The sequence below is a fragment of the Janthinobacterium sp. 35 genome, from assembly GCF_002754575.1.
In the GTDB taxonomy this organism is placed as follows: domain Bacteria; phylum Pseudomonadota; class Gammaproteobacteria; order Burkholderiales; family Burkholderiaceae_D; genus Janthinobacterium; species Janthinobacterium tructae.
This window is the reverse complement of the sequence record NZ_PEFN01000001.1, coordinates 896,547-915,637: the sequence shown is the minus strand read 5'-3', so window position 1 is coordinate 915,637 and position 19,091 is coordinate 896,547. Positions and strand designations below refer to the sequence as shown.

The 19,091-nt window shown below is 54.1% G+C and carries 16 protein-coding genes, 1 tRNA gene and 3 pseudogenes; 11 read left to right on the top strand and 9 right to left on the bottom strand.

The features are described from left to right. Positions 1–257 precede the first annotated feature (257 nt). The 8 genes and pseudogenes from CLU93_RS04110 (at position 258) to CLU93_RS04075 (ending at position 7,104) form a co-directional block, all read left to right on the top strand. The gene (locus CLU93_RS04110) at positions 258–1,382 is read left to right on the top strand and encodes an EAL and HDOD domain-containing protein (RefSeq protein WP_306594677.1); all 1,125 of its coding nucleotides are present in this window, start codon (positions 258–260) and stop codon (positions 1,380–1,382) included. A 1-nt stretch (position 1,383) separates the two neighbouring features. Further along, positions 1,384–3,429 carry a putative bifunctional diguanylate cyclase/phosphodiesterase gene (locus CLU93_RS04105; RefSeq protein ID WP_099760104.1) on the top strand — a complete coding sequence of 682 codons (2,046 nt, stop codon included), beginning with the start codon at positions 1,384–1,386 and terminating at the stop codon, positions 3,427–3,429. A 162-nt stretch (positions 3,430–3,591) separates the two neighbouring features. After that, positions 3,592–3,681, top strand: a tRNA-Ser gene (locus tag CLU93_RS04100). Positions 3,682–3,945: 264 nt separating this feature from the next. After that, positions 3,946–4,533: pseudogene (locus CLU93_RS04095) on the top strand (phage portal protein); the annotation flags it as partial. Beyond that, a complete protein-coding gene (locus tag CLU93_RS04090) occupies positions 4,530–4,745 on the top strand; it encodes a hypothetical protein (protein ID WP_099760103.1) in 216 nt (71 codons plus the stop codon). The pseudogene CLU93_RS04095 and the gene CLU93_RS04090, both read left to right, overlap by 4 nt. A 506-nt stretch (positions 4,746–5,251) precedes the next feature. Continuing rightward, positions 5,252–5,590, top strand: coding sequence for a hypothetical protein (locus CLU93_RS04085; RefSeq protein WP_143451696.1), 339 nt, complete (start codon positions 5,252–5,254; stop codon positions 5,588–5,590). A 10-nt stretch (positions 5,591–5,600) separates the two neighbouring features. Beyond that, positions 5,601–6,242 carry an SOS response-associated peptidase gene (locus CLU93_RS04080; RefSeq protein ID WP_099760101.1) on the top strand — a complete coding sequence of 214 codons (642 nt, stop codon included), beginning with the start codon at positions 5,601–5,603 and terminating at the stop codon, positions 6,240–6,242. Positions 6,243–6,366: 124 nt separating this feature from the next. After that, a complete protein-coding gene (locus tag CLU93_RS04075; protein ID WP_099760100.1) occupies positions 6,367–7,104 on the top strand; it encodes an HNH endonuclease in 738 nt (245 codons plus the stop codon). 197 nt (positions 7,105–7,301) lie between these two features. Here CLU93_RS04075 and CLU93_RS04070 read toward each other — a convergent pair whose 3' ends face one another. Beyond that, entirely contained in the window at positions 7,302–9,572 is a 2,271-nt protein-coding gene (locus CLU93_RS04070) for a restriction endonuclease (RefSeq protein WP_180287805.1), read from the bottom strand. An 849-nt stretch (positions 9,573–10,421) separates the two neighbouring features. On the opposite strand from CLU93_RS04070, the gene umoC reads away from it, so the two are divergent. After that, positions 10,422–10,922 carry a lysozyme inhibitor LprI family protein gene (gene umoC / locus CLU93_RS04065; RefSeq protein ID WP_099760098.1) on the top strand — a complete coding sequence of 167 codons (501 nt, stop codon included), beginning with the start codon at positions 10,422–10,424 and terminating at the stop codon, positions 10,920–10,922. 379 nt (positions 10,923–11,301) lie between these two features. Here umoC and CLU93_RS04055 read toward each other — a convergent pair. Next, positions 11,302–12,772, bottom strand: a pseudogene (locus tag CLU93_RS04055) (serine hydrolase domain-containing protein). 572 nt (positions 12,773–13,344) lie between these two features. Here CLU93_RS04055 and CLU93_RS04050 point away from each other — a divergent pair. After that, entirely contained in the window at positions 13,345–13,719 is a 375-nt protein-coding gene (locus CLU93_RS04050; RefSeq protein ID WP_208624553.1) for a VOC family protein, read from the top strand. 147 nt (positions 13,720–13,866) lie between these two features. Here CLU93_RS04050 and CLU93_RS04045 read toward each other — a convergent pair whose 3' ends face one another. The 7 genes from CLU93_RS04045 to CLU93_RS04020 form a co-directional block, all read right to left on the bottom strand. After that, complete coding sequence (locus CLU93_RS04045) at positions 13,867–14,094, bottom strand: GPW/gp25 family protein (protein ID WP_180287803.1); 228 nt, start codon at positions 14,092–14,094, stop codon at positions 13,867–13,869. Further along, positions 14,091–14,720, bottom strand: coding sequence for a phage baseplate assembly protein V (locus CLU93_RS04040; RefSeq protein WP_099760095.1), 630 nt, complete (start codon positions 14,718–14,720; stop codon positions 14,091–14,093). Before CLU93_RS04040 ends, CLU93_RS04045 begins: the two co-directional genes overlap by 4 nt. A gap of 241 nt (positions 14,721–14,961) precedes the next feature. After that, positions 14,962–15,570, bottom strand: a complete 609-nt coding sequence (locus CLU93_RS27785; protein ID WP_143451694.1) for a hypothetical protein — start codon at positions 15,568–15,570, stop codon at positions 14,962–14,964. Beyond that, positions 15,560–16,837: an AAA family ATPase gene (locus CLU93_RS04035; protein ID WP_099760094.1), complete on the bottom strand. Its 1,278-nt coding sequence runs from the start codon at positions 16,835–16,837 to the stop codon at positions 15,560–15,562. Before CLU93_RS04035 ends, CLU93_RS27785 begins: the two co-directional genes overlap by 11 nt. A 504-nt stretch (positions 16,838–17,341) precedes the next feature. Then, positions 17,342–17,800 carry a phage virion morphogenesis protein gene (locus tag CLU93_RS04030; RefSeq protein WP_099760093.1) on the bottom strand — a complete coding sequence of 153 codons (459 nt, stop codon included), beginning with the start codon at positions 17,798–17,800 and terminating at the stop codon, positions 17,342–17,344. Beyond that, a complete protein-coding gene (locus CLU93_RS04025; protein ID WP_099760092.1) occupies positions 17,797–18,285 on the bottom strand; it encodes a phage tail protein in 489 nt (162 codons plus the stop codon). The genes CLU93_RS04030 and CLU93_RS04025 overlap by 4 nt, the downstream gene beginning before the upstream one ends. Next, a complete protein-coding gene (locus CLU93_RS04020) occupies positions 18,269–18,628 on the bottom strand; it encodes a lysis system i-spanin subunit Rz (RefSeq protein WP_180287802.1) in 360 nt (119 codons plus the stop codon). The genes CLU93_RS04025 and CLU93_RS04020 overlap by 17 nt, the downstream gene beginning before the upstream one ends. Between CLU93_RS04020 and CLU93_RS04015 the strand changes: the two are divergent. Then, positions 18,605–18,916: pseudogene (locus tag CLU93_RS04015) on the top strand (phage portal protein); the annotation flags it as partial. The gene CLU93_RS04020 and the pseudogene CLU93_RS04015 overlap by 24 nt on opposite strands. Positions 18,917–19,091: the final 175 nt, after the last annotated feature.

Below are 19,091 nucleotides of genomic sequence, written 5' to 3'. Positions count from 1 at the left end.
GCGTCACGGTGATTTTTTCAAACCCGCATGACAGGCGGGTCTCCCGGGGGGAGTGTTTTTTTTGAATATTTATTGCCAAAATTAAACTGTTTCACGGGTGAGATTCGGATAGAATGATTCTCGCTGTCGAAATAGCATCCCTGTCGGGCCAGGGTTGCCAATGCTGGTCAGTTTATTTACTATGGCGCCCTACCCACACTGAGATACCGATGTCAGCGTCTGAATCAAACCTGTTTCCGTTGGTGGGATTACAAGCAGTGGCCAATGCTCATAACGAGTGGGTCGCTGTCACCTTGCATGGTCCGCAGGCCTCGACGGCGCCGCTGCTGGCGGCGCTGGCCGCTGCCGATGCGTATGCCTTCCTGGCACCGCTCGACTGCATTATTCCCCTGGCCGACCCGCATGGCGTGGACGAGGCCGTGCTGGCGCAACTGGCGCCGCAACGCACCATTTTCCGTTTGCCGGCGCAGTTTGCGGGCGACAAGCAAATTCAGAAAAAATGCCAGCAATGGCGCGACGCCGGCTATCGCATCCTGCTCGATGGCGCCGATGCCGGTCCCGTGGTGGCGGCGCAGGTCGACGCGCGCGCGCTGAGTTTTGACGCGGCGGGCGCACGCCCGGCCCTGCATCAGCTGCTGCCCTTGCCGGGGCCACACCTGGCCTACAACATCGTCGACGCGGCGCAGCTTGCCGCATTGCAAGAAATCGGCGTGAGCTGGTTTGCCGGTGACTACGCCTTGCAGCATGCGCGCCAGCAAAGCGAGCCGGAAGACGCCACCTCGCGCCGGCGCTTGCTGGCGCTGCTGGGCCTGCTGGCCCGCGATGCCGACGCGCACGAGCTGGAAGTGCCGCTCAAACAGGACCCATCGCTCAGCTATCATCTATTAAAACTGGTCAATTCGGCCGCCTTCGGTTTCACGGCGCCGATTACCAGCTTCAGCCAGGCCATCAGCCTGCTGGGCCGGCGCCAGCTGCAGCGCTGGCTGCAACTGCTGTTGTATGCGCGCCAGCAAGACGACGGCAAGATCCACGCGCTGCTGCCGCTGGCGGCCGTGCGCGCGGCGCAGATGGAAGCGCTGTGCCAGTTGCGCGGCGGTGACCGCGATGCGCAAGACCTGGCCTTCATGGCGGGCGTGTTTTCCCTGCTCGACGTCCTGCTGGGCATGCCGATGCAAGAGATCATCGCCACCCTGAACCTGGCACCCGAAGTCAACGACGCCTTGCTGGAACGCAATGGCGAGCTGGGCAACTTGCTGGCGCTGGTCGAAAGCGCCACGCCGCCGCCCGAAGTCTTGCGCCGTGCCGGCATCGATGGAGAAACCTATTGGCGCAGCCTGCTACAGGCCTACCAATGGGCCATCCAGGTCAGCCGGAACCTCTAGCATGACCTTGCTGCCGGTGTCGGATTACCTCGGTGACAGCGCCGCCCTGTGCGATGCCGTCGTGCGTTTGCGCGGTCCCGCGCTGGTGGCTGAGCTGGGCCGCATCGCCAGCGCCGTGATGGCCAGCCCGCATGGCCAGTTTCTGCCTGCGGGCAGCATGGACGCCGCTGCATCGTCCGCGATTTTTCCCAGCGACACGCCTGCCTTGCTGCAGGAAATCAGTTTTGACGGCCACTGCTTCGGCCACTACAGCGTGGCGGGGCGCAGCCTGTACAACGACGCCGACCGCCGCCACCTGGCCAGCCTGGCCTCGCTGACGGCCGGCGTGCTGCAGGTGCATTCGCTGGCGCAACGCTCGACCCATGCGTTTGCGCAAGTCGAAGCCTTGCTGGCGCAGCAGACGCAAATCCTCGACCAGTTGCACGAATCCGTGCTGACGATGGACTTGACGGGCTACATCACCAGCTGGAACAAGGGCGCCGAACGCCTGTTCGGCTACACCTCGGTGGAAGCCGTGGGGCGCAACATCCTGTTCCTGTACGACGACGAAGATACGGGCTTCCACGACGCCTTCCTGGAGCAGGGAGGGCGCCTGATGGAGGTGCGCCGCCGAAAGAAGTCGGGCGAAATCTTCTGGGCCAGCCTGTCCCTGTCGCCGCTGCAAGACATGGACGACAAGCCCATCGGACTCATCGCCTACCTGACGGACATCACGGAACGCAAGCTGGCCGAAGAGCGATTGCACCATCTGGCCTATTACGATCCGCTGACCAGCCTGCCCAACCGCACCTTGCTGGCCAAGCTGGTCGACCAGGCCCTCTCCGTGGCGCAGCGCAGCAAGATGCTCGGTTGCGTGCTGTTCATCGACCTGAACCGTTTCAAGCTGATCAACGACACCCTGGGCCGGCGCATCGGCGATGAACTGCTGCGCCAGGTCTCGCTGCGTTTCCGCAAGGTATTGCGCGACCAGGACCTGGTGGCGCGCCTGGGCGGCGACGAGTTCGCCGTGGGCCTGTTCGACATCGGCCAGCACTTCGAGGCCAGCATGGTGGCGCAAAAGCTGCTCGCTTCCCTGGTGCAACCGTTCCTGATCGAAGGCCACGACTTGCGCGTCGGCGCCAGCATCGGCATCAGCGTGTACCCGCAAGACGGGCAGGACGCGGAAACCCTGCTGCGCCAGGCCGACATCGCCATGTACCGCGCCAAGCAGGACAGTGGCGGCGAAGCGGAAAGCGTGGCCTTCTACAGCCAGGACATGAACCTGGGCATGCAGGCGCGCATGCGCCTGGAAACAGGCTTGCGCCAGGCATTATCGGAACAGCAACTGTTGCTGCACTACCAGCCGAAATACGCGCTGGGCAGCGGGCGCATCATCGGCGCCGAAGCGCTGGTGCGCTGGCACCACCCGCAGCACGGCATGATCCCGCCCGCCGAGTTCATCCCCCTGGCCGAATCGACGGGCCTGGTGGTGCAAGTGGGCGAATGGGTACTGGAAGCGGCCTGCGCCCAGGCGCAAGCGTGGAAACTGGCCGGCCTGCCGCCGATCCGCCTGGCCGTCAACGTCTCCGCGCGCGAATTCACCTCGGCCCTGCCCGCCAGGGTGGCGGCGACCCTGGCCCGCTACGGCCTGGAAGCGGCCTGGCTGGAACTGGAAATCACGGAAAGCACGCTGATGCACAACATCGAGCGCGTGATCGGCATCATGGACCGTATCACGGCGCTGGGCGTGGCCCTGTCGCTGGACGACTTTGGCACTGGTTATTCAAGCTTGTCCTACCTCAAGCGTTTCCCCATCGACACGCTAAAAATCGACCGCTCGTTTACCACCGGCATCCCGACAGACGCCAGCGACTGCGCCATCGCCAGCACCATCATCAGCATCGCCCAGCAGCTGCACCATAAAGTGATCGCGGAAGGCGTGGAAACGGCCGAGCAACTGGCATTTTTGAAGAGCTCCGGCTGCGACGAAGTGCAGGGCTACCTGTTCTCGCGCCCGTTGCCGGCGCTGGAGTTCGAGAAGGCGCTGCGGGAAAACTGGGGGCTGTAGAGCTTTGCTTTGGAGTGCCTGCGCAGGTATTGAACCCACAGGCGAAGAGCCGGGGTCGTACCCGCCGAGTACGACCCCAGTCCTTGCCGCTAGGGGGAAATAAGGCCACCGGAGTACTAGCCATTGGTAAGCCACTGACCTTTATGTATAATGCTGCCATCAGGAAGCGTGGCCGAGTGGTTGAAGGCACTAGTCTTGAAAACTAGCGACGGGTTACACTGTTCGTGAGTTCGAATCTCACCGCTTCCGCCAGGAAATAGAGAAACCGCCTTCGGGCGGTTTTTTATTGCCTGGCGGAAGCGAGCAGGGCGCCTTCGCGCCCTGCGTGTGAGATTCGAAGGGCTGGGCCTACCGGCCCAGCCCGCCCCGAATCCTCCACCTGCTGCCGCTGCGCGGCAGCTCCGCGCGCCGAGGGCGCGCGTTCGTAGTTCTCATTAGGTCTCCAATTGAGCCACCTTCCACGCCACCCAACGCACCAGTCCGTGTCTGAATACCGGACCTGACCCTTGCGTCGTGCACCAGTTCGACAAGGGCCGCGTGTTCCACCTGATGGAGCCGGACGTGAACCAGGAACTGTACCGAGTGCCCCAGTACCTGAGCGCCTTGCAATCGGCCTGGCTCAACGAGGCGGCCACCTTGTTCCGTCGCAAATATTACAAGAACGGCTCGCACGCCGGTTTCGTGTTTTACATAACGGATGCGGCCGCCAACACGCAGGACGTAGACAACCTGCGCCACGCCATGCGCGACAGCAAGGGGCCGGGCAACTTCCGCAACCTGTTCATGTACGCGCCGAACGGCAAGAAGGACGGCATCCAGATTCTGCCCGTGTCCGACGTGGCCGCCAAGGACGAGTTTTTCAACATCAAGAGCGTGACGCGCGACGACCAGCTGGCCGCGCATCGCGTGCCGCCGCAGCTGATGGGCATCCTGCCGAACAATGCCGGCCGCTTCGGCGCCGTGGAACCGGCCGCGCGCGTCTTCGCGCGCAACGAGCTGGTGCCGCTGCAGGCGCAGTTCATGGCCATCAACGAGTGGGCCGGCGTGGAAGTGGTGAAGTTCGCCCCGTATGACTTGGGCCTGGGCAAGGAGGGCGCGCAATGAGCGACTACATCGACAACACTGACAAGATCATCTTTGCCGAGGTGGCGCGCGGCCTGGTCGCCGTGCGGCGCCGGCCGGGCCTGGCGGCGCATGGCTGCTGCCACTACTGCGACGAGCCGCTGGCGCCCGCGCTGCTGTTCTGTGGCGTGGACTGCCGCGACGACTACGAGAAGGAACAGGCGGCGATGATCCGCGCCGGCCGCCCAGGATGACCGCCCCGCCGCACTAGCCGCCAGGGTGGGGCCGCGACACCCCAGCCGTGCCGGACCGCCCCAGCCACCGCACAGGCCGCCCACGAGGTGGCTTTTTCACGTCCCGACGATGGATGTTGCATCAAACGCAAGAAAAAAGCCTATTTCGGCCCGGCGCGCGCAGTTGCCCCCCCCCTCCACACCTGCCCGCTATATAGGGCTCTTTTGACTCAAATTTGCGCCATGGCTGAAGGCGCATGAGGACTGGTGCCGCGTGGTGAATAGGGGGCATGCGATTTGACGCATTTTGACGCACTTTGAGCGCTTTTTCGTGCGGGTGGTGTTGCGACGTGGGAACGGTGTTGTTTTCGCGCTGCGCCGCGTCCTGGCGCGCTTCTGGCCCATGTACTGGTGTCTGTATTCTGCGCATCATTCATCGTCACGCCCTCGCGTCATTGCCGGGTATTGCGACCTCAAGAACTCTTGTTATACTGTATGTATATACAGTATTTAATTCAGGTGTCACGATGATTGTTAAAATGTTAAAGATGCGCCTTGCTGGCGTGGAGGTGCCCAAACGACGGCTGCATGATCGCTACAACTCGGCACGACCCGGAACGTTGGAAGTCATTGAAACAACAGACCAGGGCTTGCACCGTTTGGTGAAGCTGGCCCGGTTCACTTACGGAGAGAAAGGAAACTACGTCGACACACTGTTCGATGTGAATTTGCTTTGGTATCGGGATGGGCGCATGGTGTTGTCAGGATTTGAGCGCAGCAAGAAAGATATGCAATTTTGCGACTATGCGCAGTCCTGGCTGTGTTTTGTCGGGACGGAGCCGCCACCAATGCCGGAAGGCAGGTAGAATAAATTGCATGTGCGCCGACTATACCCCCAGCCGTAGCGATCAAATCGAACAGCATTTTGCTGTCCGCTCCCCTCAATTTGACCTGCCGCCAGAAGCCTGGCCAGGCTACATGGCGCCGATCATTCGCGCGTCGCACGATGTGCCCGGTGAGCTGGAAGTTGCCCCAGCATGTTTCGGCATGGTGCCGCATTGGGCCGATATGAAGCTGGCGCGCCAGACCTACAACGCCCGCACCGAAACCGTAGCGCAGAAGCCGTCCTTCCGCAATGCCTGGAAGCGCAAACAGTTCTGCATTATCCCAGCGGAAAATTTCTTTGAACCTTGCTATGAGACTGGAAAGCCGGTTCGCTGGCGCATCGAGCGCGCCAATGGCATGCCGGCCGCCGTCGCCGGGATATGGGAATTCCGGCCGCAAGACTTGCTGTTGTCGTTCTCGATGCTGACGATAAACGCCGATGGCCACCCGCTCATGCAGCGTTTCCAAAAGCCTGATGATGAAAAACGGATGGTGATGATCCTCGACCCGGACCAGTATCACGGCTGGCTCGATGGCTCCTTTGTGACCGAAGAGGATGTGTTCCAGCAGTTTCCAGCAGAACGCCTCCTAGCTGTAGCTGATCCGCTTCCGCCCAGAGCAAAGGCAAAATGAAGCGCAGATTGGTTTTTATTAAAAAAGCAAGTACGTATTCGTTGCCTATCGCAGAATATTAGAGATGGCCTACTGAGTTTCACTTATATCTCAGGTCATTACAGCTCGGTATATCGGGAGGGAAATGATGAAGATTACTGAGGAACAAGTGTCAGCAGCTTACCAAGTAGCAAAAAAAGTGTTTGATGGTCATATGAAGGCGACTTATGGAGGGAAAGTTCTTTCTTCGGAACACGGCCTAAACGACACCACGGCAAATGATTTCATAGTTGACTACAAGTGCTTGTTAGAAGGCAGGGTGTTTTATCGGGCTATGAGTGCGTCAGCGATGCGTTACTTCATGGAGCAGATTTTCGCAGAGAATGATGAGCATTGTAAGGTAAATGCCATTACTGCTCTGCGAGGTCATATAGCGTACTATGAAAACCACTACAAGACCCGGATGCACTTGATGCGCGAGGTCGCTAATTATTTTGATGCGCTTATGCAAAGACCCAAGACTATTGTTGAGGTTGAAGCTGAGTTCGCCGTTGCTGTCGAACGATCTTTGCGTGGTTCGTCAAAAGATCGATTGCGACGTCTCGCAAATACAGGAAGGAAACCCACTTCAATCGTTGTTCAGTCAACAGTCTTTGTCAGAAATCCGGATGTTGTCGCCGAAAGGTTACTACGAGCTGGTGGACGATGCGAATCATGTCTGGCTGAAGCGCCTTTCATGCGCGCCACAGATGGTACACCATACCTGGAAGTTCATCATAAGGTGCGGCTAGCTGCCGGTGGTGATGATTCGATAGAGAACACTGTTGCACTTTGTCCCAACTGCCATCGAAGGTTCCATCATGGGGCAGCCACTACGATGTAGCACGCTTGCCTTATCCTACTTTCTGGTGTCGCATAATGGGGAGCCCGCTTCCAGGACCTCCTACGCATCAGCCCGTGTCTGAATGGCGGACCTGACCCTCGCGTCCTTATGCGAACCTATTCAATTAAACGAACATAGCTAATAGCCTGCCATTCATGAATAATGGAGAAAAAACACTCTGCCAATCTCAAATTTTCTTAGCTTCGATTAAATAAATCATGAATTGGATCATCTGGTGACTTCGCCTCACTTGGCCGATAATTTATTTCATTTACCTGATGACTAGGTATGTATGAGTTCCTGAAATAATCATCCATTTCACTTTTAATATCATAGTCTTTCGCTATATCAGAGGCATCAATGAACTCTTCTGGTAACCCTAGCTCAGAGAGCTTGTCAGAAATAATTTCTGCGAGCCTACTAGTTGCTTTTGAAGACTCATCATAGTCGCAACGGGAAAAAGCTTCAGTAATGTCAACGAAGGCTGACAAATTGTCCAAAATTGTTTCTCTGAGCGCTTCACTAAAAAGCTCGCGAAATTCTTCCTTCGTTTCATCATATAAACTTAAAATTTCGATTAATTCCCAACACGCTGTTATTTCGCCATCTTCTGTAACAGATCCAAAATTATCTTTAAGATAATCTGCAATGTCAGCTTGAGGTATGGCGTCATTAATAACCGCCCAGAAAAATAAAGTAAGCAAATTCTCGGATAGTCGCACACTATCTAAATTGGATTGCACATGCTTACACAGATTTCGAAGGGTAGGTGAGAATATTGAACTATCCTCCCATTTTATTATGGTAGAGCTTGATAAATCAAGAAGATAGCCAAGGGAGTACCCATCATACTCCTTATTTGAAGCTGCTTTGAGAGCTGAGCAGACTATTTCCTGCGAAACCGCGTCTCGTATTTTCATCTCTCGGAATAACCCAAAAAATGCCGTTATAGAATCAACTGTTTTCAATGAGATAAATGATAATCTAAGAATCGACTTATCTTTTGAGTATCTTTTAATTATAAAATCACCGATGGATGGATTAAATAAATCGAATTGAATCTCTCCATCCCGATCCACGAATCGATTTAAAAATGATCCTGTTAATAACTCCATATTTGAATAGAAATCCCGCCTGCCTTTCATCGTGTTATTCTCGGGAAAGGCTATATATTCATAATATGCGTCGGCAAGCCTACTCTCATTTATGCGACGCCCATTCATGGAGACTAAAATGATTATTGCTCGTGTAAAATCATCTTGCTGCGCATCAAATGGATGCGCCCATATTTCGGAAGGATTGTCAAGCGATCCGGAAATGAATTTCCAATAGTTCTCACTGAGAATGTCTGATAATCTATAGGGGTCAGTTACATAACTGATGAGTCGAGGATTGAAATTTTTATGCTTTACAATCTCTAAGTAATTTTCATTTTCATGAATGATATCTATGTATTCTTGTTGTAAGCCAGAGAACCAAACGTGATTGTACAAAATTTTGGCCTTATCTAAATCGCTAAGCCGGTGGATGCTCATTTCAAATTCGTTTCTCTCAGTTTTATTATGTCTAAGTAGATCTATTAGAAATTTCCCCTGACTTAATATGGTGCTGCGAGAAGTTAAAACGAACCTCTTATTTTTGCTTGTGGAAATTCTCCTAATGAAGGCAGTAATTTTTGATCCTTCATGTCCATTGAGCGCTTCTAAGTAATTTCGCCCGAGAAAATCATCAAAAAAATAGATTTGTTTTGAGTCCTGATCGCAAACTGCTTCAGCTTCAAAAATGTCATCACTCATTTTTATGAATTGGTAGCCTTGAGCTGCGTAATCGAGGCAAATCTGCCCCGCAAGCGTAGTTTTTCCGATCCCAGGCTCTCCAGTTATGATGATGGCGTGCAGTTGATCTAATTTTTCTAATGCAAGTTGATGATTGGACGTTTTAACATAGCGAAGAAACCTATCTTGGATTGCGTCTAACTCACTCTTACTTCGCCCTACAATTGCGTTGTTAATTAAATTTAACAAAACTTCGGTTGTAGTCATCCAGAGTTTGTAATGATTGCGTTCGATGCCTGCATGCTGCTTTATTATGTCGTTTAAGTCTTCGCAGCCGAATATGTCATTTTCAGATAGAAGATGTGGGGAAAGCGCTAATGCTATTGATTTTTTGTCGGATCTTGATAATTTATTTGATACTGCTAATATATAGCGACTTGGATTTAGTTTTTTTATTTTTTGATTTTCCGTGTCCTTCAATGCTCTGATAAGCTGAGCCGTAGGGGTATTGGCCCAGTGCTTGCATTGAAGTATTACTTCTGCGCCATCGGAGGCGAAGAATCTTCCGTCAACCCCTAAGTCCTTCCCAGGTTTAAAACGTTCAATCCTGAAACCTAGATGAGCACCAAGCAAATCGCAGCAGAAGATCTCAAATTCTTTATCATTCAAAGTCTTAAAATCATAATCCGACATCCACGTCTCCCTATTAGTTTGAACAGTAGAGCATAGATGAGGCAAGATCGGCAAGTATGGCATTGCGGTTGCATGCCATGTATCTAATCAAAAGCGCCCAAGTGTGTTCTTTCTTGATGTCGTCGGGTGGGTGGGGGCTGTATGCAAAGACTTTTTTACCTATTCCCGTGCGTAGGTAGCTAGGTAGGTACAATTGCTATTTTGCTCTTGTAAGCCGCATAAACATTGGTTATTCGCCTTACACCGCTTCCGCCAGGAAATAAAGAAACCGCCTTCGGGCGGTTTTTTATTGCCTGGCGGAAGCGGGCAGGGCGCCTTCGCGCCCTGCGTGTGAGATTCGAAGGGCTGGGCCTACCGGCCCAGCCCGCCCCGAATCCTCCACCTGCTGCCGCTGCGCGGCAGCTCCGCGCGCCGTGGGCGCGCGTTCGTAGTTCTCATTAGGTCTCCAACTGAGCCACCTTCCACGCCACCCAACGCATCAGTCCGTGTCCGAGTGGCGGACCAGACTCTCGCGCCCCAAGACCGTCGCGCCCCAATCAATGCCATGTGTACACAGCTTGAGTCCGCGTGTGATGTATATTGGAAGTGAAATAAGCCTGTCTCTTGGCGGTCAGTCGGGCGTACTAGGAGACGAGCCGCTGTACGAGACACTCTTTGGACAATTCCAGGCTGTGCACCGTTTGACGGCACCCTGCAGGCATTCGTTTGTCAAGCATACGAAGTGATCCCTCTGCGTTCTGTTGCCGCGATTTTTCGTCACTAGCTTCACAGCCAACACCTTGCAGCTCCCTGCTTGCGGAAAGTCGTAGGTAGCGCTGCGTTGCACGTTTTTACAAAGGATAAATACATATGAGTAAACTCATTTCTGCGGTCGTTATCACAACTGTGTTCGCTATTGGTTTGGCAAATGCTCAAGTGCCCGCTAAACCTGACATGAGTGCAATGACAAATGGCGCGATCGATATTGCAACTACTTCTGCTACCGTCGCTGCAAAAGCTACGGTGACCAGCAACGCTCCGGTTGGGGCGTTGAACGAGTGCTACAGCGCTATTGGCGATCAACCCCGGACAGCGTTGCAGTCTTGCCTTGAGGGGAAACGTCGGGAAGCCAAGTCGCAAATGAATAGCGCCTACCAAAAATTGGAGGCGAATACAAAGGAAATTGATTCAAGTGCGACTGTCAAAGCCCTGACCTCGTTGCGCAATTCTCAGAAAGCTTTCGAGAGCTTCAAGGTTGCGCAGTGCCGGTGGGTCGGCGACTCTGTGATGGGAGGCTCCGGCGCTGGAGATCTTTTAAATTCGTGCGAAGTCGATTTAATGCGCTGGAGAACGAAGCAACTTGCCAATTGATTTTATTGCCCGCTCAGCGTTGAAATCGAGCTATTTTCGCTTGCTCGATAATATGTGCCAACCACTATGATTCCCTCGCAGTCGGGTACGCAAAGACTTTTTGTGCCGATTTTCATGCGTAGGTAGAGTAGGTACGATTGGCGTATGGCGGCTTAAAAGGCGCATAAAGCTGAGATAATCGCGGTACACCGCTTCCGCCAGAACTATGGAATAAGTCCTTGTTTTTAGATCTATTTTACCAAAAAGACAATAATTTTTCTTTTCTTAAGGTGACTAGTTGCGGAAGTGATTTCCGCAACTAGTCTGGATGCTCGTCGTGAGCGTAGCTTGCCAGCACCGCCTCGTACGCTCTTGCCGAGTTGGCGCTACCGTTGCCGATTCAGCTGTCCGGGCTGCGGTGGGCCTTGCGCCCCCCGATTAACAGCAGGTCTTGGGCGCCATCCTGCATCAGTTCGATGATGTCGCCGGTCTCGGGGCACACCAGGCTCGTTTTTCCGGTCGGCACCAGCCGGGTGGCGCCGATGTCCGGCATCACCATCGTCCAGTCCTTGCCGTCGAAGCGCAGTTCGTAGCGGTTGGCGAAACGGCCCTCGAAGTTGTCGAGCTGGTAGATGCCGACGTGGCGTGTGGCCGTTGCCAGGTCCAGCGGCGCCGTCTGGGCCAGGCGAGGTTTGAAGTCCGGCCAGTCGTAGGCAGACGCCACCGCCTTGACGATCTCGCCGCCAAGATAGCTGCCGTTGTCGCCGTCGGTCATTACTACTACGCCGTTGCCGCTGTCGAGATACATCGCGTAGGTGCTCTTGAAGCCGGTGTTGCCGCCGGCATGCATGAAGCGTTTGTGCTCACCATCGCCGACCACGAAGAAGCCTTGCGCATAATTGTTCAACGCCGGCGTCAGCAGATCGCGCGCCTTGGTGGTGCTCAGAAAGGCCGTGCCGATTTTCCACGACTGCTGGACACCGATGGCGAAGCGCGCCAGGTCGCTGGCCGTGGTCCACAGGCCGGCGGCCGCCAGTTCGGGATAGACGAAGGCCCCGCCTTCGACTTCGCTGCCGTCGGCGTAGTGGCCGCGCGCGCGGTTGTGTTCTGCCGCCGGCAATGGCTGCGCGAATGCGCCGCATCCGCAGCGGCTGCAGTACTTGCTGGCGCATCAACTCCGCAAAAGGCGTGCGCAGACATTGCTGCATGGCGACTTGGGCGATGGTGTAGCCGCCGCCGGAATACGCATGGGCGGCGCCGGGGATGGTCTGGATGGCGACCGCCGGCGTGAGCGACGGCGGCTCGCCCTTGATTACCTGAAGGTCCGTAGGGATCGCCTGCGACGGCGGATAGCCGGGGAAGCCGGACACGGTCGCCCCTGCGGTGTGGTTGAGCAAATTGCGCAAGGTCACCGGATGCTCGGGGCTTTGCTGTCCGGAGGGCAGGCTCCACGGCCGCAGGCAGGCGTCCACCGGACTACCGAGCTGGAGCTTGCTGCTGCCCGTCAGCCGCTGCGCCAGCGCGCCGGTCACGCCCTTGCTGATGGACGCGGCCTGATACAGCGTGTCGGTGTCGGCCGCACGTGCGGACGGTTGGCGGTAGACGCCGGCCCAGGCGATCTTGCCGTCGCGGATGACCGCCACGCTGACGCTGGAGACCTTATAGCGGCGCAGGCGCTGCTGGATATCGAAGGTCTGCGTCGGCTCGCCTGCGATGTCCACCCGCTGCCGCAGCCCGCTGGCGATACGCTCGGCTATATCGGACTCGCCCGCGTGGGCGGGGCCGCTACATGCCGCCACCCCCAGCAAGGCTCCCAGGCGTAGCGCGCGGCTTGAAGCATGGACTGGCAGTAGCCATAGACGAATGCGCATAAGCTTCCCTTTCATTAATTGGATGGGCTAATCTTATCGAGCGTTGCCCGAGGCTCCCTGGATTTGCGACGGACGGTGGAATGCTTGGTCCAGGCCGATTGTTTTCAGCAAAATCTCTACGCGGCGCTGGCATTGCCAACAAAAACAGCGGGGTCAGTGCCGACAAAAGCGGGGAGGAGCAGCCATGGTCATAGCAGCAGACTGCCATTTGCTCGCCCTGGATCTAATGGTAGGGGCGCGCAACCAATATCGCCGATCATCCGGTCAGCCGGTCGACGACTTCCTGCCCTGGAACTGCGCCGCGCAGCTCCCCTCAGCTTAAAAAACATGCCGCTTCCCAGCGGTGTGATGCCATCATCTGCCAAATCAACGCCAGGCTCAAGACGGCGCTGACTTTACTCTTACCTTGATGTCGTCGCGCCTGGGGGCGTGTGCGCAAAGAATTTTTGTTCCAATGTTCATTCGTAGGTAGCATAGTAGGTACGAATGTTATTCGGCTTCAGCCGTGAAAACCCTCGCCGCCAGCTGGCGAAAATGGAAGGATTGGAATTTTGAGAACGCAGAAAAGATGCATGGGGTATGTGGCTATCGTCGTCGACGATTACGATCGGGCTATCGAGTACTACACAGAAAAACTCGGATTTACGGTGGTCGAAGACACGCCACAAGCAGGGAAACGTTGGGTGGTTGTAACGCCGAACCCAGAAAGCGATTGTAATCTTTTGTTGGCTCGTGCCTCAAACGACAGCCAGCAGGTATTTATTGGCAATCAGTGTGGTGGGCGGGTTTTCCTTTTCCTCCACACAGACGATTTTTGGCGAGATTATGCTGCCATGAAGGCCGCAGGCGTTCACTTTTGTGAGGAACCGCGTCAGGAAGAGTACGGAACGGTCGTGGTATTTGAGGATCTCTACGGAAATCGCTGGGACCTATACCAAAACAAATGATGACTGGTCAGCCGCTAAGCAGATTTGATATTGCGGAACTTGTTTCTGAAACTCCAAAAGCTCTTGGGGCAAAGACTTCTACCTTTTCTGGAATTACTCGAAAATTCTTTAATGAGTATTTTGAGGGGCGTCAGTTGGCACACGCCTTTAAAGTGGAGGCAGTTCCCAGTGGCGCAGGGCAAAGGCGGTGGCCGCGTAGATGCGCAACTGCGTGGCGTTGTTCAGGGGCTGGTCGATCAGCTCGGGCACTTCGGAGCCATAGCGGCGGCGCCGGATGCGCGAACCCATCGGCGTAGTGAGAATGTCTGTGACTGACTGGCGCAGGTGGCCCAGGCCCGTCAGGCTGCGCCCGGTGGCGGCGTGCATGCCCATCATGATTGCGGCCCGCCCGACTTGTCGCCGCCGTGCGCATGCTTGGCCAGACTGATGGCGCCGGCCAGCACGTCCTCGCTGGCTTTGATCGTCCCTTGCACGGCCATGGCCACGCCGCCAGCGGCGCCGGCCTTGGCGTTCACGCCGCCGTTTAGGGTAGTGGCGCCGTTGACGATCTGGTTTTTCATGATGGTCAGGTCGCCCGTGCAGATGGTGCTGGGCGCGTTCGACGTCACCTTGTCGGCGGTGATGGTGGCAGTGCCGCCTGGCAGGGTGGCCGTCAGGGAGTGGGCCGCATGGTCGTACTGTACCACGGCGCCGTCGGGGTAACGCGTGGTGTGGATGGTGGGGCTGGATTCGGGCGCGTCAAACGCCTGCGAGTAGAGCCCCGGCACGATGATGCCGCGCGTCAGGTCGCCGCCCGGGGGAAAGACGATGACCTGTTCGCCGACCGTAGGCGCCGACCAGGTGCGCGTGCTGCCGGCGCGCGGCGTAGCCCAGTTCAGCCATTCGGTGGTGAGTGTCGGGCCGAGCCGCACGCGCGCCTTGGCCCCTTTGACTTCGGCAATAGTGCCCAGGCGGATCAGGTTTTGCAGCAAGCGGAGGAGGTCGGACAGGTCGGCGTTCATGCAGTGCATGTTGCCGAAGTCCGCGTGCGGATGCACGCGGGGGCGGGTTGTTATGCGACTTAGCGACTGCTACGGCAGCCCAAGATACATATACTTTTGTTTCTTAGGTATGGACGACTAGGTAGCGAGGACTGCCGTCTCAAAAAAAGAACTACCGATGAGTACTATGAGATAAATTATTTTTCACTACCTTTTGACTGGCTTTTGGTTTTGGAGATAGTATGAAAATCTATAATTAATTCTATGTGCAATTAAAAGATTCGGACGCTGTCTGGTCTCGATTCATTACATTTATTGATGAAACTGCGCCGTTGGTAATTTTGTTTAGTAGATTTAAAATGGACATGGGTTGAAAAGCTACTTTTGTTTTTTTTATTAGCAATCCCTCCAAGTTTTTCAAATTGAAATATTTCGATGATGCTTCGAGAGTATCTAGAAATGACTTTTGGGGAGTCCCGCGTACCGTTGGACGCATTATGATTGCATACCTGATGTCTAGATTTACAAATTCTTCTCGTGTAGATATATTTTTACTTATTGCATAATGAAATAAGCTGACTATTGCTTCATGGATTTTTAAGCGAACATCGTCTTTTTTTATGTCGCCTTCTTTAAATTCAACGAAATATAAGATATCATCATAAAAAAATAGCGCGTCTGGGGATTTTTCTTTTTGGTTTGGGTGTACTGGGCAATAGTTCTGAATTAAGTCGAAATTAAATGCCAGGTGCGTAGATAAAACAAAATCTCGTTTATCTGAAGTGTTTTTACTTAATGTGGTGATCGGTTGTAGCGCATGAGGGAAATCTAGTGTTAAGTGATCATAAATTTCCTTGGATTTAGAAGTCATCGCTAATTTCATCTATAAGGTCAGAAAGTGGCTCGGATAGAGCAGTAATGATTGGTGTAATGTCGCGAGTGCAGTCATTGTATTCTATTTCACCAGCGGGATTCCGTCTTGATACATAAAACCCACCGTTAATTTTATATTTTCCCACATATCCTTTTAATGCCTCAACCATATATGGGCTATGTGTTGTTATTAAAATTGTGGCGCCAGCTTTTGAGAGTTTGCATAGCATTTTTGCATATTCTATTTGCCATTTTGGATGCAAATTTGTCTCTGGTTCGTCTAGTATTAGTAGGGTGTGCTCACGAATGTAATCTCCTTCGATCAGCATGTCTAACAATCCAAGTGCCTTGACTCCGGATGCTATATTATTCGATGAGATATGATAGCTTCCCTTATCTAGAAGAAAGCTCTTTTTTTCCTTGTCAAAATATAGTTTTCCTTTGTAAGTATTGCTGAGTTCGAAGGCATCTCCTTTTCCTATTGAAAAAAGATTGAATCCGCCATTCCTTAGTTTTTGAGATAGATCAAGTGTGTGAAATGGCATCGATTCCGATTGTCGATGAGACTCACCTAATGGACTAAAACCACTCATTGCGTTATGAAATTGTATAACTGCAGGACCATCAACGAAAGTTGCATCGTTGAATTCAATTTCTTCCTCTCCTTGGAAGTCTAAAATCTTTTCATCAGTCAGCAAAAGATTGAGAATGGTTGTCTCGCCATCTGCCAATATTATTCTGGCAGGCTCAGACTGTGGCTTTCTGACAATTTCACCACTAAATTCTGATTGAAGAGCCTTAAGGATTGAGTTGGCAATTGCTTCCTTTTCTGATAATTTCACACTTACATATTCGCGAAGATTGTCTAGACGCGCTTGAGAGTGTTTGAGAATGGGTGATTTCTCAGGTGAAATTTCATATAGACGATTTAACATCATAGTCATTTCCATTAGTATGGAATCGTCAAGAATTTCGGAACGACGAAAAGTTCTTGATATGGAGAATGTTTCTCTGATGTCGGGATAGTGGGCTAAGTCAAAATTTCGCCGAAGTTCGAAATATATTCTTTCAATTTGACTTTGAATATATTGTTTTCGTTCATTTTGCAAAAGAATTGGGTAATTTGAAAAAGCCTGGATCAATGCGAAAAAAACTTTTCCAATTGTGCTTTTTCCGGAATCGTTTTCCCCTGCAATTACTGTAATATCTTTGAGGTCTATTGTGGCAGTTTTAAGTGAACCGATATTTTCTATGGTTAATTTCATATTTAATTTTGATGGTAAGTAGCGAGCATGAATTTCCCAAAAACAGTTTTCTTAATTTTTTAATTTTTGTGGCGTGTTCGAATATTCGAGCAAAAAGCATTTTCTCATTAAGAGCAATGAAGGCGGAGAAGGGCCCAGTTGTGGGGTTCGGAAGCGTTAGTGTAAAGTGCGCCATCGATTTTGGAAAGGTATGTTCGCGTGGACTTCACTTGAAAAGTAGTCGCATCGTTCATGATGTGCCGCTCGATCCTAACATGTATACACCCGTGCGCTAGGTATCACTAGAAATTAATGCAGGCAAGAAATATTGCTTTTATGGAATCAATATGCTACGTCAGCGTAGTGTCGGTTTGTCGCAAATTCGCCTGCGAACCGTCTGCGTTGTTGCTTAAGGTCAAAAATTTGTGTTTCGCTGTTTCCCATTCCTATAATTCAATGTTAGTAAAGTATAATATTTTTGTCAATTTTTGAGAAAAATGGTGCTTATTGATGTAGCTTTTTCTTTCAAAGGTGAGACAACAAGGTCTCACGTATCAATGTTCGCTGTCGCTCACTCAACCCCAACAGCTGCCGTTCCGTATACCTACAGAGTGGTCCGTTTTTATTGACTCGCTCTTGCCGGCCAAACTGATGCACATGCGCCACGCGCGCCGCCCAGCCAAAGAAGCCAACTTCGATCTGGCCGCCGGTCGCCTTCACTTTCAGGTGTTTTGCGGTGCGAATCTTGGCAAACATAGCCGCCTTCTGCCGCTTGATGCGTCCATTCTTTCCCTTGAATTCCTTGCGCCGCTTGCGCGCCGGATAGGCCGCGCCATCCGGCCCCTGCTGCGCCTTGATGCGCTGCGCCTGGCTGCGGCGCAGGTCGATGGCTACCTTGTGATTGATGGCGCGGCGCTGGGCCGGTTGCAGCTTGGCCAGCAGGGCGCCGGCCCAGGCTTCCAGCGCATGCAGGTCGTCGCTCATGCCTTGGCCTCGGGCGTGCGCCATTCGGCCAGCAGCGTCTCGCCGTCGTACAGCTTCCAGAACTCGTCCGCATAGGCCGGCATGTGCTGTATCTCGGCCAGGTGCTTGATGTCCAACCGGCCCGCTTCGCCGGTCTTGACGGTCACGCGCTCGGTCAGGTCCAGCTTGATGGAAATGTCGACCGTTTCATGGTTATTAAAATCGACTTCGAAGGCGATGCCATGCTTGCGGGTTTCCTCGTTGGCCATCAGGTCGAGCTGGTGGACTTTGAGCCAGGCGATCAGGGCCACCATGATGGCGTCCGCGTCGCCCGCGTAGTCGGTCACGATCAGGTTGAGCTTGAAGCGGTATTCGAAGGAGAGGGAGGCGGTGGCCGACGCCACCACGTTTCCCTCGTCGGCGAAGACCAGCAGGCGGTCGGGGTCGCGCTGCAGGTCGGGGATGGCGGCGGCCAGGTGCTGGCGCAGGCTATTCGGTTTGTACATGGTAGGTGTCTCGCACGGTGTTGTAAACGTCGATGCAGGCGTTCATCTGGCGGGTGGCGTCGTCGCCGTCGCCGGCAATGGCGTCAAGAGCTGCCGCAGTCGCCGGGTCAAGTTCGGCGCGCGCTTGGTGCTGATCGCTTGCGGCAGCGGTGGAATCTGCAGTGGCTGCGCACTGGCCGCTGGTGACGGGGATTGACAGGCGCACAGCGCCGCTGCGCACGTCATCGTTAAAACGGTCGCGTTCAGTTTTCGCATGGGTTTGCTCCTGGGTGAGGTGGTCGGCGCGCTGTGCCAGGGCGGCTTTGCTGGTGGCGGCCGCCCGCTGCAGTTCGACAAGGGCCACGTCTTCCACCTGATGGAACCGGACGTGAACCAAGAGCTGTACGGCGTGCCGCAGTACTTGAGCGCGCTGCAATCGGCCTGGCTTAATGAGGCGGCCACCCTGTTCCGTCGCAAGTACTACAAGAACGGTTCGCACGCCGGTTTCGTCTTCTACATGATGGACGCCGCCGCCAACACGCAGGACGTGGACAACCTGCGCCAAACCATGCGCGACAGCAAGGGGCCGGGCAACTATCTGGGGTCAGTTCAGAAAGCGGTTTCTCTATTTCCTGGCGGAAGCGAGCAGGGCGCCTTCGCGCCCTTCGAATCCTCCAACCGCTGCCGCTGCGCGGCAGCATCGCGCGCCGCAGGCGCGCGTTCGTAGTTCTAATCAGTTTTTCGACTGAGCCAGCCTGTAACGACGGCCAACGCATCAGTTCGTGTACGAATGGCGGACCAGACCCTCGCGCCGTAGTCCTCGCGCC